The organism is Nocardioides sp. P86 (genome assembly GCF_023712465.1).
In the GTDB taxonomy this organism is placed as follows: domain Bacteria; phylum Actinomycetota; class Actinomycetes; order Propionibacteriales; family Nocardioidaceae; genus Nocardioides; species Nocardioides kribbensis.
Genome location: NZ_JAMAYE010000001.1, coordinates 149,783 through 162,802, shown reverse-complemented (window position 1 = coordinate 162,802; position 13,020 = coordinate 149,783). Strand labels below are relative to the sequence as shown.

Sequence of the window (13,020 nt, the reverse complement as noted above, 5' to 3'; positions counted from 1 at the left end):
GGCAGGGTCGGGGCATGCTGCGACGCCCCGCCCCCGACGACCTCACCGAGGTCGCCACCCGCCTGGTCGACCGGCTGCGCGCCGAGGGCGCCACCGTCGCCACCGCCGAGTCGCTCACCGGCGGCCGCCTCGCGGCGGCGCTCACCGCCGTGCCGGGTGCGTCGGCGGTCTACCGCGGCGGGGCGGTCACCTACGCCACCGACCTCAAGGTCTCGCTGCTGGGCGTGCCCCAGGAGCTGGTCGACGAGCACGGCGTCGTCTCGGCCGACTGCGCCGCCGCGATGGCCGGGGGCGCCCGCCGGGTCGCAGGCGCGACGTACGCCCTGGCCACGACGGGGGTGGCCGGGCCCGACGCGCAGGAGGGGCGCCCGGTGGGCACGGTCTTCGTCGGCGTGGCCGGCCCCGAGGTCACCTCGGTGCTGTCGCTGGAGCTCGCGGGCACGCGCGCGCAGATCCAGGAGAGCACGTGTCGCGAGGCGCTGCTCGGCCTGCTGGTGCACCTCGACCAGGAGGCCGCCGCCGGTCCCGGGGAGCCCCACGACGACGCCGACCCCGGGGACCTCCGGGTGGAACAGAACCCTCTCCGGTAGCGTTGGCATCCTTGATCGACCCGGAGATCGACCGGACAACCCACGGAGGCTCGCATGGTGCTCTTCCGCCGCCTGCTCGGCGACGTGCTCCGCGCGCAGCGGATGCAACGGGGCATGACCCTGCGCGAGGTCTCCGAGCAGGCCAGGGTCAGCCTGGGCTACATCTCCGAGATCGAGCGCGGCCAGAAGGAAGCCTCCTCCGAGCTGCTGTTCTCGTTGTGCCAGGCCCTCGACGTGCCGCTCTCGCTGGTGCTCCGCTCGGTCTCCGACGCCGTCGCCCTGGAGGAGGCCGCCACCGCGGCCACGCCGCTCCCGGTGCCGCGCGCCGCCGGCCCCGTCGTCGCCTCCGCCGCCTGACCCGCCGCGGCCTCGGAGCGCGTCGGGCTGTCGGTCAGGGCCGGCCGGGCCCCGCGGGCACGGGCTGGCACGACGGGCAGAAGTAGATCGCGCGCTCGCGGCCGGCCGGGCCCTGCAGGTCGACCTCCACCCTCGTGCCGCAGCGCCGGCACGGCGCGTGGTCCTGGCGGTAGACCCACGTGCGCCGGCGCTCGCGCAGGTCGCCGGTGGTGGACTGGACCGCCCGCTCCTTGTTGAGGTCGAGCATCTGGCGCCCACGGCGCACCATGCGCGGCAGGTCGCGCACCTCGCCGACGGGCACGCGGGGGTGCACGCCGGAGACGAAGCACAGCTCGGCGACGTACATGTTGCCCAGGCCCGCCAGCCGGGTCTGGTCGCGCAGCGCGTCGCCGACCTCGCGGGCGTCGTCCTCGTGCAGGCGTCGCAGCGCCTCGTCCTCGTCCCAGTCGGGGCCGAGCAGGTCGGGTCCGAGGTGGCCCACGACCGAGTCCTCGTCAGCGGTGGGCAGCAGCTCCACGATCCCCAGGGAGAACCCGACCGCGTGGCGCGGCCCCACGTCGAGCACCACGCGTGCCTGGTGGGCCGGGCGGGGCCAGCGCGCCCCGGAGTCCAGCACCCGCCAGGCGCCCTCCATCTTGAGGTGGGTGTGGAGGGTCCAGCGACCGGTCGGGTGCTCGATGCGTGTGAGCAGGTGCTTGCCGCGCGACACCGTCGCCCGCACGCTGCCCCCGGACAGGTCGGTGGTGGCGTGCTGCGGCACCCGGAAGTCGGTGCGCACGAGCACCCGGCCCGAGAGCGAGCGGTCGAGCAGCCGGGCGGCGCGGAAGACGGTGTCGCCCTCAGGCACCCCGGCTCCTCAGCTGCAGCCCGCGCGGGGTGGCCAGGAAGCCGGCCGACTGCAGCGCCTCGCGCAGCGGGGTCGTGCCGCCGCCCAGCAGCGGGGCGCCGTCGGCCTTCTCCACCGTCATCCGGCCCAGCGCCCCGGCCCGGGCGGCGTCGGCGAGCGACTGGGCGCCGAGGGTGAGCCGGTCGACGTCGTCGGTCCAGGTGAGCAGGGTGCGGCCGCCGCGCTCGACGTAGAGGGTGAGCTCCCCGTCGACGAGCACCACCAGGCCGCCGGCCTTGCGGCCGGGGCGGTGGCCCTTCTCGCCCTCGGCGGCCTCGCTGGTCGAGGGTCGCGCGGGCCAGGGCAGGGCCGCGCCGTAGGGGTTGGCGGGATCGGTGGCGGCGAGGGCGACAGCGAGGGGCTTGGCGTCGCCGGATCCCTCGGCGGCCTCGGAGAAGGTCCGCAGCCGGTCGATGGACCCCGCGGTGCCGAACTGCGCTGCGCCCAGGCCGCTGACGAAGTAGCCCCGTCGGCAGCGACCGGAGTCCTCGAAGGCCGAGAGCACCTTGTAGACCGCGGCGAAGCCGCCGGCGACGCGCTCGCTCATCACGGCACCGCGGATCACCACGCCGTGACGCTCCAGCAGGTGCTCGGCGCTGGCGTGGGCGCGGCGGGTCGGGTCGGCGTCGACGTCGGGCAGCAGCGCCCAGCGGCCGGCGGTCTCGGGAGGGCCGGTGCGTGGCGCGGGTCGGGCGCCGCCGCGCCCGCCGGTGGTCGACGACATCCGCAGCCGCGGCGGCGGGCGCTTGCTGCGGTGGGCCGAGGAGCCACCGCGGGTCAGCGCGCGCAGCGGGGTGAGGGTGTCGTTGCTGACCCGCCCCGACCAGACCAGGTCCCACAGCGCCGCCGAGACGGCCTGGTCGCTGGCGCTCTGGCCGGTGGCCTGCACCTGCTGCACGAGCTGGCGGAAGAACCACGCGCCGCCGCCCTCGAGGGAGTCGAGGAGGGCCTGGTGCAGCTCGCTGTGGTCGAAGGGCTCGTGGGCGGGCAGCGTCAGCGGGGCCTGGTCGGCGAGGTGGAGCGACACCCAGCCGTCGGAGCCCGGCAGCGCGCCATGACCCGACCAGACGACCTCCCCGGAGGCGGTGAGCTCGTCGAGGTACGACGGCTCGTAGTCACGCACCCGCGCCGAGAGCACCAGCGGCTCCAGCGCCGAGGCGGGCACGGCACAGCCGGCGAGCTGGTCGACGGCGGCGAGCACGCCGTCGACGCCGCGCAGGCCGCCCCGACCGCTGGTGGAGGCGGCCCACACGTGCTGCCAGGCCGGCAGGAAGCGGCCCAGCGCCTCGGGGTCGACGGGCTCGACCTCCTTGCGCAGCCGGGCGAGCGAGCGGCGGCGCAGACGGCGCAGCACCTCGGCCTCGCACCACTCGCTGCCCGAGCCGTGCGGTCGGAACTCGCCCTCCAGCACCCGCCCCGAGGCGGCCAGGCGCTGCAGGGTGTGGCGCACGACCGCCGTGCCGAGGCCCAGGCGCGCGGCGACGTCGTCGGTGGTGAAGGGTCCGTGGGTGCGCGCGAAGCGTGCGACCAGGTCGCCCAGCGGGTCGTCGACGGGGTCGGTGAACGCCTCCGGCGTGCCCGGGGGCACGGGGGTGCCCAGACCGTCACGCAGGCGGCCGACGTCCTCGATCGCCGACCAGCGCTCGTCGCCGGCCATCCGCAGCTCGACCACGCGGCGGCTCTGCGCGAGCGCTGACAGCCACCCGGTGACGTCGGCGTCGGGCACGCTGCGCGCGGCGATCTCGTCGGTGCTCAGCGGCCCGAGCAGGCGCAGCAGGTCGGCCACGCCCTCGGCGTCGCGGGCCCGTCGCTCCTCGGTCAGCCGCTGGAGCTCGGCGGCGACCTCCTCGAGCACCTCGGGGTCGAGCAGTTCGCGCAGCTCGGCGCGGCCCAGCAGCTCGGCGAGCAGGCCCTGGTCGAGCGAGAGCGCCGCGGCGCGGCGCTCGGCGATGGGGGAGTCGCCCTCGTAGACGAACTGCGCGACGTAGCCGAAGAGGAGGCTGCGGGCGAAGGGCGAGGGCGACGGCGTGGCCACGTCGACCACCTGCACCTCGCGCTGCTCCACCCGTCGCATGAGGCCGATCAGGGACGGGAGGTCGTAGACGTCCTGGAGGCACTCGCGCACGGCCTCGAGCACGATCGGGAACGACGGGTACTTGGAGGCGACCTCCAGCAGCGCCGCCGAGCGCTGACGCTGCTGCCACAGCGGTGAGCGGCGACCCGGGTCGCGCCGGGGCAGCAGCAGGGCCCGGGCGGCGCACTCGCGGAAGCGGGAGGCGAAGAGCGCCGAGCCGCCGACCTCCTGGGTGACCAGGTCGTCGACCTCGTCGGGCTCGAAGACCACCAGCTCCGCGCCGGGCGGCTCGGCGTCGGTGTCGGGGATGCGGATGACGATGCCGTCGTCGGAGGCCACGGCCTGGCCGTCGACGCCGTAGCGCTCGCGCAGGCGTGCGTTGAGCGCGAGGGCCCACGGCGCGTGCACGGGGGTGCCGTAGGGCGAGTGGAGCACCAGGCGCCAGTCGCCGAGCTCGTCGCGGAAGCGCTCGACGAGCAGGGTGCGGTCGCTGGGCAGGGTGTTGGTGGCCTCCAGCTGCTCGTGGAGGTACGACACCAGGTTGCCCGCGGCCCACTCGTCGAGCCCCTCCTCGCGCACCTTGGCCTCGGCAGCGGGGCGGGGCAGCGCGGCGAGCTCCCGGGTGAAGGCACCGATGGCCTGGCCCAGCTCGGCGGGGCGGCCCAGGCTGTCGCCCTTCCAGAAGGGCAGCCGGCCCGGGATGCCGGGAGCCGGGGTGACGAGGACCCGGTCGTGGGTGATGTCCTCGATGCGCCAGCTGGTGGCGCCGAGGGCGAAGACGTCGCCGACGCGCGACTCGTAGACCATCTCCTCGTCGAGCTCGCCGACGCGCCGCCCCGGGCCCTCGCCGCCGACCAGGAAGACCCCGAAGAGGCCGCGGTCGGGGATGGTGCCGCCGCTGGTCACCGCCAGACGCTGTGCGCCGGGCCGGCCGGTGAGCTCGCCGGTGACGCGGTCCCAGACGATGCGCGGGCGCAGCTCGGCGAACTCGTCGGAGGGGTAGCGGCCGCTGAGCAGGTCGAGGGTGGCGTCGTAGGCCGAGCGGGGCAGGGCGGTGAACGGCGCCGAGCGGCGCACCAGGGCGAAGAGCTCGTCGGCGTCCCAGGCCTCGAGCGCGGTGATGGCCACGACCTGCTGGGCCAGCACGTCGAGGGGGTTGGTCGGCACCCGCAGCGACTCGATGGCGCCGGCGCGCATGCGCTGCACGGCGACGGCGGTCTGGGCGAGGTCGCCACGGTGCTTGGGGAAGAGCACCCCACGTGACACCTCGCCGACCTGGTGGCCCGCACGGCCCACGCGCTGCAGGGCGCTGGCGACCGAGGGAGGCGACTCGATCTGCACGACCAGGTCGACCGCCCCCATGTCGATGCCGAGCTCGAGGCTGCTGGTGGCGACCACGGCGGGCAGGCGGCCGCGCTTCAGGTCGTCCTCGATCAGCGCGCGCTGCTCCTTCGAGACCGACCCGTGGTGGGCCTTGGCGATGACGACCGCGCCCTCCGGGCTGCCGCCGGAGGAGCCTGACTGGGCCATGACCTGGGCCGGCGGGCGCGACGGGACGGCCCGTCCGCTGCCGTCGTGGTCGTCGGCCAGGTCGTCGGCCAGGTCGTCGGCCAGGTCGTCGGGCTGGTCGTCCCCGTGGCCGGCGCCGTCACCCAGGGGGTCGTGGTCGTGGTCGTGGGCGCCGGCGGGCACGGGCACGAGGTCCCCGGCCTCGGGATCGACGCCGGCGCGCTCGTTGGCGATCTCGTTGAGCCGCGAGGTGAGGCGCTCGGAGAGCCGCCGGGAGTTGGCGAAGACGATGGTCGAGCGGTGCGACTCGATGAGGTCGACGACGCGCTCCTCGACATGGGGCCAGATCGAGGCCGCCCGGGTGGCCGAGCCCTCGCCGTCGGCGTCCTCCTCGTCGTAGCCCCCCGGGGCGGTCATGTCCTCCACGGGCACGACGACGCTCAGCTCCCACTGCTTGCGGGACGGCGGCGCCACGATCTCGACGGGGGCGGAGCCGCCGAGGTAGCGCGCGACCTCCTCCAGCGGCCGCACGGTGGCCGACAGCCCGACCCGCTGGGCCGGCCGCTCGAGGAGGGCGTCGAGGCGCTCGAGGGTGAGGGCGAGGTGGGCGCCGCGCTTGCCGCCGGCCACGGCGTGGACCTCGTCGACGATGACCGTCTCGACACCGCGCAGCGACTCGCGGGCCTGGGAGGTGAGCATCAGGAAGAGCGACTCGGGTGTGGTGATCATGATGTCGGGCGGAGCGGTGGTGAGCTTGCGGCGGTCGGCCGCGCTCGTGTCGCCGGAGCGCACGCCGACCCGCACGTCGGCCACCTCGGCCCCGAGCCGGTCGGCGGTGTGCCGGATGCCCGTGAGCGGGGAGCGCAGGTTGCGCTCGACGTCCACGGCCAGCGCCTTCAGCGGCGAGACGTAGAGCACCCGGCAGCGGCGCTGCTTGTCCTCCGGCGGCGGGGTCGACAGCAGCCGGTCGAGCGACCACAGGAAGGCCGACAGAGTCTTGCCCGACCCGGTCGGCGCCACCACCAGGGCGTGCCGGCCCGCGCCGATCGCCTCCCACGCGCCGGCCTGCGCCGGGGTGGGCTCCGCGAACGCCGCGGCGAACCACGTGCGCGTCGGCTCGCTGAAGCGCGCCAGCGGGTCGGCGGGCGGCGCGGCCGCGGGGGTGGGAGGGGTCACCGGGCCAGTGTCGCCGACGCCACCGACAGCCGGGCTCCCCCCGACGGCTGGGCCCGCCCCGGCCACTCGCCCCGCGCCGTGGTGAGGCCCGTGACGAGGACCGGGGTGATGTCCGGCTCGGCCCCTCCGGCGCGGCGGCGGGTGGGGCGGGGGAGCGGAGGCGTCCTGTCGGCGCTCGGGCCTAGGGTGCCTCACGTGACGGCGACCGACTCGATGATCTGGGCCCAGGGCCTGCGCAAGGGGTTCGGCGACGTCGAGGCCGTGCGCGGCATCGACGTCGACGTGCGCCGGGGCGAGGCCTTCGGCTTCCTGGGGCCCAACGGCGCCGGCAAGTCCTCGACCATGCGCATGGTGGCCGCCGTGTCGCCCATCAGCGGCGGTGAGCTGCGCATCCTCGGGCTCGACCCGGCCGTCGACGGTCCCGAGATCCGCGCCCGCATCGGTGTCTGCCCGCAGGAGGACACCCTCGACACCGAGCTGACCGTGCGGGAGAACCTCTTCGTCTACGGCCGCTACTTCGGCCTGCCGCGCAAGGAGGTCCGTGCCCGCGTCGACGAGCTGCTGGAGTTCGTGCAGCTGACCGAGAAGGCCGGCTCGATGGTCGAGGACCTCTCCGGGGGCATGAAGCGCCGCCTGACGATCGCCCGCTCGCTGATCAACCGGCCCGAGGTCCTGCTGCTCGACGAGCCGACCACCGGACTGGACCCCCAGGCCCGTCACGTCGTGTGGGACCGGCTGTTCCGCCTCAAGCAGCAGGGGGTCACCCTGGTCCTCACGACCCACTACATGGACGAGGCCGAGCAGCTGACCGACCGGCTCGTGGTGATGGACAAGGGGCTCATCGTCGCCGAGGGCTCCCCGCTCGACCTGATCGCCGAGCACTCGACCCGTGAGGTGGCCGAGCTCCGCTTCGGCGTGGCCCAGGAGGGCGACACCCACGAGGTCGTCGCCCGGCAGGTCGAGGACCTCGCCGACCGGGTCGAGGTGCTGCCCGACCGGCTCCTGCTCTACTCCCACGACGGCGAGGAGACCGTGGCCAAGGTCCACGAGCGCGGGCTGGAGCCGGTCGCCACGCTGGTGCGCCGCTCCACGCTGGAGGACGTCTTCCTCCGCCTCACCGGCCGGACCCTGGTCGACTGATGGCCGCCACGTCACCCGGAGGCGCCGGCAGCCCCGACCCTGCCCGGGCCACCGCGCCCGTCAGCACGCTCGCCGGCGCGCTCCGGCTGCTCGACTACTGGCTGACGGTCTACCGCCGCACGTGGAAGGGCACGATCGTCTCCTCCTTCGTCACCCCGCTGCTCTACGTCGTCGCCATGGGCGTGCTGCTCGGCGGCTTCATCGAGGGCGACCCCGCCGAGCTCGAGGGCGCCACCAGCTACCTCGCCTTCGTGGCGCCCGGCCTCGTGGCGGCCCAGGCGATGACCACGGTGATCGGGGAGACGACCTACCCCGTCATGGACATGGTGAAGTGGCACAAGGTCTACTTCGGCATGATCGCGGCGCCGCTGCGGGTGGGCGACATCATGCTGGCGCACCTGGCCTTCGTGCTCTTCCGGGTCGCGCTCACCTCTGCGGTGTTCCTCGCGGTGATGGCGCCCTTCGGGGTCTTCAGCAGCGTCGGGGGAGTGCTGCTGGCCTTCCTGGTGCAGCTGCTGGTGGGCCTGGCCTTCGCCACCCCGGTCTACGCCTACGCCGCGGGCGCCAAGGACGAGAGCGCCTTCAACCTCATCTTCCGCCTCGGCATGATCCCGCTCTTCCTCTTCTCCGGGGCCTTCTTCCCCGTCGCCAACCTCGACGCACCGCTCGAGCTGCTGGCCACGATCACCCCGCTGTGGCACGGCGTCGACCTGACGCGGATGCTCACGCTGGGCCGGGTCGACGTGTCCGCGGCGCTGGTCCACGTCGCCTACCTGGTGGTGCTGGCCGCGCTCGGCTGGCGCTGGGCCGCCCGGCGCCTGCAGCGGAGGCTGATCGCCTGATGAGCGCCGTCACCGCCGCCGTCGCGCGCCAGGCCGCCTCGCCCCTCGGGGCCCGCGAGGCCACCGCCCTGCTGCTCTACCGCAACTTCCTCGCCTACCGCCGGGCCTGGTACATCTTCCTCACCGGGTTCCTGGAGCCGGTCTTCTACCTGTTCTCGATCGGCGTGGGCGTCGGCCAGCTCGTCACGGGCTTCGAGGTCGACGGCCGGACGATCGAGTACGCCGCCTTCGTCGCCCCCGGCATGCTCGCGGCCTCGGCCATGAACGGCACGATCCTCGACGCCACCTTCAACTTCTTCTTCAAGCTCAAGTACAACAAGCTCTTCGACCAGATGCTGGCCACGCCGCTGACCACCATGGACATCGCCCGCGGCGAGCTGAGCTGGTCGCTGCTGCGCGGCGGCATCTACTCCGCGGGCTTCCTGGTCGTCATGCTGCTGATGGGCCTGGTGTCGTCGTGGTGGGCGGTGCTCGTCGTGCCCGCCGCGCTGCTCATCGGGCTGGCCTTCGGCGGGGTGTGCATGGCGCTGACCACCTTCATGCGCTCCTGGCAGGACTTCGAGCTGGTCACCCTGGCCACGCTGCCGATGTTCCTCTTCTCCGCGACCTTCTTCCCGGTCACGGCCTTCCCCACCTGGCTGCGCTGGGTCGTGGAGTGCACCCCGCTCTACCGCGGGGTCGTCCTGTGCCGCGAGCTCACCACGGGCACGGTCTCCTGGGCCTCCGCCGTCTCGGTGGTCTACCTCGTGGTCATGGGGGTCGCCGGACTCCTCGTCGTGCGCCGCCGCCTCGACCGGCTGCTCCTCACGTGAGTGCGCAGCCAGCTCCTCGCAGGCCGTCGGACGCCGACCCGTCGGACGCCGGGCGCTCGGGTGCCGGGCCCACCGAGGCCGACCCGCTCGAGCCCGACACCAAGGACTGGACCTGGGTCCTCGACCGCGCCTGCCCCGACTGCGGCTTCGACCCGCGCGAGCACGGGCCCGCGGCGGCGGGGCCCGACCTGGCGACGGCGCTGCGCGCCGACGCGGCCGGCTGGACCGCCCTGCTCCGGGCGACGACCGACCCGGCGCCCGCGACCCGCCACCCCGGGGCGTCCATCCCGCAGGGCGTCGTCGACCCCCGCGTGCGCACCGACCCCTCGCGGTGGTCGGTGCTCGAGTACGCCGCGCACGTGCGCGACGTCCACCGCGTCTTCCGCGAGCGCCTCGTGGCCATGGTCGAGGAGACCGGACCCCGGTTCGCCGACTGGGACCAGGACGCCGCCGCGCGCGAGGGCGACTACGCCCGCCTCGACCCGCGCACGGTCGGCGAGGAGCTCGTGGCGGCGGCCGACGCGGTCGCCGCGGTCTACGACACCGTCGCCGCCTCGCCCGACCCGACGGTGTGGGAGCGCACGGGCGTGCGCAGCAACGGCAGCCGCTTCACCGTGGCCACCCTCGGCGTCTACCACCTCCACGACGTCGTCCACCACACGTGGGACGTCCGTGACGTCGCCGCCGCCGTCACCGTCGCGGCCTACGACGCACAGGCCCCCGACTACCGCGCCGCCACCGACCGGCTCGACGAGGCCTTCGCGCCCCTGCTCGACGAGGTGGCGGCACGCGCCCCGGGCGGCCAGGTCCTCGAGATCGGCAGCGGCGGAGGACGCGACGCCCTGGCGCTGGAGGCCCGCGGACTGAGGGTGCGGCGCACCGACGTCACGCCGGCCTTCGTGGCGATGCTGCGCGCCGCGGGTCACGCGGCGGAGCTGCTCGACCCGCTCCTCGACGACCTGCGCCCCCACCCGGGCGAGCCGGGGGGCGCCGACGCAGCCGGCCCGCGGGCCGCGGCGTACGACGTGGTGTGGGCCAACGCCTGCCTGTTGCACGTGGCGCGCACGGACCTGCCGCGGGTGGCGGCACGGCTGGCCGAGGTGACCCGGCCCGGGGGACTGCTCGTGGCCACCCTCAAGGAGGGCGAGGGCGAGCAGTGGTCGGTGCACGGCACCATCGAGGCCGCGCGACGCTTCGTCCTGTGGCGCGAGCCCGCGCTGGTGGCGCTGCTGACCGGGGCCGGGTGGCAGGTCGAGCGGGTGGGCAGACGCACGGGCGCCCGGGACACCCCGTGGCTCGAGGTGCTCGCGCGACGTCGCTGAGGTCGCCGAGGTCGCTGAGGTCGAGCGGCCCGGCAGGAGCCCTGCCACTCGCGTCACCCGCGCCCACCCGCACCCACCCGGGTCGGCCCCGTCGGAGGGGCGAGGCATCATGGGCGCCATGCGGCACACCGAGTTCTGGGAGCGTCTCGACCACGCCCTCGGCACGGCGTCGTCGCGGTCGTGGGCGAGCTTCTTCGTGATGAGCGAGCTCGGCGACCGCACGGCCCAGGAGGCCCTCGACGCCGGGGTGCCGCCCAAGCAGGTCTGGGCCGCGGTGTGGAGCGCGCTGGCCCTGCCGGCCTCCGAGCGCTGACCCGGAGCGCCGACCTCGGGCACCCACCCCGAGCACCGACTCGGGCGCGTCGACCAGCACCCCCGGCGAGGGCCGGAGTGAGGGCTGGCACAGTTGCGGCCATGAACGCGACCGCAGACGTCGCCGTGATCGGCGGCACCGGCTTCTACTCCTTCCTCGACGACCCCGAGCAGGTCAGCGTCGAGACCCCCTACGGCCTGCCCTCGGCGACCATCTCGGTCGGCACCGTGGCCGGGCGCCGGGTGGCCTTCCTGCCGCGACACGGCGACCACCACGACTACCCGCCCCACGCCATCCCCTACCGCGCCAACCTCTGGGCGCTGCGCTCGCTGGGCGTGCGGCAGGTGCTCGCACCGTGTGCCGTCGGCGGGCTGCGCGAGGAGGTCGCGCCCGGCGACATCGTGGTGCCCGACCAGCTGGTCGACCGCACCTACCGCCGCATCCCGTCCTACGTCGAGAGCGGTGCGGTCCACCTGCCCTACGCCGACCCCTACTGCGAGCGCCTCGGCGCGGCCGTGGCCGGCGCCGACCCGGAGATCAAGGCCGGCGGCGCGATGGTGGTCATCGAGGGCCCGCGCTTCTCCACCCGCGCGGAGTCGCAGCACTACGCCGCCCAGGGCTGGTCGCTCATCAACATGACCGGCCACCCCGAGGCGCCGCTGGCCCGTGAGATGCAGCAGTGCTACACCGCCATCGCGCTGGTCACCGACATGGACGCCGGCGTCGAGGCCGGCCAGGGCGTGGGCCAGGAGGAGGTCTTCGCCCTCTTCAAGGCCAACCTCGAGCGGCTCAAGGGCGTGCTCACCCGCACCATCGAGAGCCTCCCCGACCCCGACGGGTGCACCTGCTCCACGTGGGCCGAGGGCATGGAGCTGTCCTACGGCATCCCGACCCCCGCCGGCGCGGGCGAGCAGGGCGAGGAGGCCGGCGCGTGAAGGTCCTGCTGACCGGCTCGGCCGGCTTCATCGGCGCCGCGGTGGCCGAGGCCCTGGAGGCCGACGGCGACGAGGTCGTGCGCGTCGACTGGATGCTCGACATGGCCCACGGCGAGGCCCGCCCGCCCGCGGGCACCCACCACGTCGACGTGCGCGACGCCGACGCGGTGAGCGCGCTGCTCGACGGCGTCGACGCGGTCTGCCACCAGGCGGCCGTCGTGGGGGCCGGGGTGAAGGTGGCCGACCTGCCGGCCTACGCCTCGCACAACGACTACGGCACGGCCGTCCTGCTCGCGGCCATGCACGAGGCGCGCGTCGACCGCATGGTGCTCGCCTCGAGCATGGTCGTCTACGGCGAGGGCCGCTACACCTGCCCCGAGCACGGCGACCAGGCGCCGGGGCCGCGCACCGTCGCGGCGCTGGAGTCCGGCGACTTCGACAACCACTGCCCCGTGTGCGGCGGACCGCTGGGCTGGGCCCTGGTCGACGAGGACGCACGCCTCGACCCGCGCTCCAGCTACGCCGCCAGCAAGCTGGCCCAGGAGCACTACACCTCGGCGTGGGTGCGCCAGGCCGACGCCGCCGCGGTGGCGCTGCGCTACCACAACGTCTACGGCCCGGGCATGCCGCGCGACACGCCGTACTCGGGGGTGGCGGCGATGTTCCGGTCCTCCCTCGAGCGCGGCGAGGCGCCCAAGGTCTACGAGGACGGCGCGCAGATGCGCGACTTCGTGCACGTCAGCGACGTCGCGCAGGCCAACGTCGCCGCGCTGCGCGCCGTCGTGGCCGCCCCGACGGGCCACTACGCCGCCTACAACGTCGCCTCCGGGCGACCGGTGGGCATCAAGCAGGTCGCCGAGCTCGTCGCCACCGGCACGGGCGCCGACGGCGGCGCGGAGATCGCCCCCGAGGTCACCGGCGGCTTCCGGCTCGGCGACGTGCGCCACATCGTCGCCTCTCCCGAGCGCGCCCGCGCCGAGCTCGGCTTCGCCGCGGCCATCGCCCCCGAGGAGGGCCTGCCCGCCTTCGCCATCGCGCCGCTGCGCGCCTGAGGCACGGATCGG

General features: G+C 75.0%; 11 protein-coding genes. 9 read left to right on the top strand and 2 right to left on the bottom strand.

Annotation, left to right across the window (positions count from 1 at the left end; translation table 11 throughout):
• The first annotated feature begins 14 nt into the window (after window positions 1-14).
• On the top strand, window positions 15-590 hold the full coding sequence (locus M3673_RS00805) for a CinA family protein (protein ID WP_251530844.1): 576 nt from the start codon (window positions 15-17) through the stop codon (window positions 588-590).
• 54 nt (window positions 591-644) lie between these two features.
• Window positions 645-947: a helix-turn-helix domain-containing protein gene (locus M3673_RS00800; protein ID WP_056862710.1), complete on the top strand. Its 303-nt coding sequence runs from the start codon at window positions 645-647 to the stop codon at window positions 945-947.
• A gap of 34 nt (window positions 948-981) precedes the next feature.
• Here the strand turns inward: M3673_RS00800 and M3673_RS00795 are convergent, their stop codons facing one another.
• Window positions 982-1,794, bottom strand: a complete 813-nt coding sequence (locus tag M3673_RS00795) for a DNA-formamidopyrimidine glycosylase family protein (RefSeq protein ID WP_251530842.1) — start codon at window positions 1,792-1,794, stop codon at window positions 982-984.
• Window positions 1,787-6,592: a DEAD/DEAH box helicase gene (locus M3673_RS00790; protein WP_251530840.1), complete on the bottom strand. Its 4,806-nt coding sequence runs from the start codon at window positions 6,590-6,592 to the stop codon at window positions 1,787-1,789. Before M3673_RS00790 ends, M3673_RS00795 begins: the two co-directional genes overlap by 8 nt.
• 213 nt (window positions 6,593-6,805) lie before the next feature.
• Here M3673_RS00790 and M3673_RS00785 point away from each other — a divergent pair, with 213 nt between their 5' ends.
• From M3673_RS00785 to M3673_RS00755, 7 genes are all read left to right on the top strand, one after another.
• Window positions 6,806-7,732, top strand: coding sequence for an ABC transporter ATP-binding protein (locus M3673_RS00785; protein ID WP_193664708.1), 927 nt, complete (start codon window positions 6,806-6,808; stop codon window positions 7,730-7,732).
• Window positions 7,732-8,574 carry an ABC transporter permease gene (locus M3673_RS00780; RefSeq protein WP_251530838.1) on the top strand — a complete coding sequence of 281 codons (843 nt, stop codon included), beginning with the start codon at window positions 7,732-7,734 and terminating at the stop codon, window positions 8,572-8,574. The genes M3673_RS00785 and M3673_RS00780 overlap by 1 nt, the downstream gene beginning before the upstream one ends.
• Window positions 8,574-9,386, top strand: coding sequence for an ABC transporter permease (locus M3673_RS00775; protein ID WP_056862713.1), 813 nt, complete (start codon window positions 8,574-8,576; stop codon window positions 9,384-9,386). Before M3673_RS00780 ends, M3673_RS00775 begins: the two co-directional genes overlap by 1 nt.
• Window positions 9,383-10,708 carry a methyltransferase domain-containing protein gene (locus M3673_RS00770; protein WP_251530836.1) on the top strand — a complete coding sequence of 442 codons (1,326 nt, stop codon included), beginning with the start codon at window positions 9,383-9,385 and terminating at the stop codon, window positions 10,706-10,708. Before M3673_RS00775 ends, M3673_RS00770 begins: the two co-directional genes overlap by 4 nt.
• Before the next feature lie 118 nt (window positions 10,709-10,826).
• Complete coding sequence (locus tag M3673_RS00765; RefSeq protein ID WP_056862982.1) at window positions 10,827-11,021, top strand: DUF3046 domain-containing protein; 195 nt, start codon at window positions 10,827-10,829, stop codon at window positions 11,019-11,021.
• Window positions 11,022-11,122: 101 nt separating this feature from the next.
• Window positions 11,123-11,956 carry an S-methyl-5'-thioadenosine phosphorylase gene (locus tag M3673_RS00760; RefSeq protein ID WP_251530834.1) on the top strand — a complete coding sequence of 278 codons (834 nt, stop codon included), beginning with the start codon at window positions 11,123-11,125 and terminating at the stop codon, window positions 11,954-11,956.
• A complete protein-coding gene (locus M3673_RS00755) occupies window positions 11,953-13,008 on the top strand; it encodes an NAD-dependent epimerase/dehydratase family protein (RefSeq protein WP_251530832.1) in 1,056 nt (351 codons plus the stop codon). The genes M3673_RS00760 and M3673_RS00755 overlap by 4 nt, the downstream gene beginning before the upstream one ends.
• The last annotated feature ends 12 nt before the right edge of the window (window positions 13,009-13,020 follow it).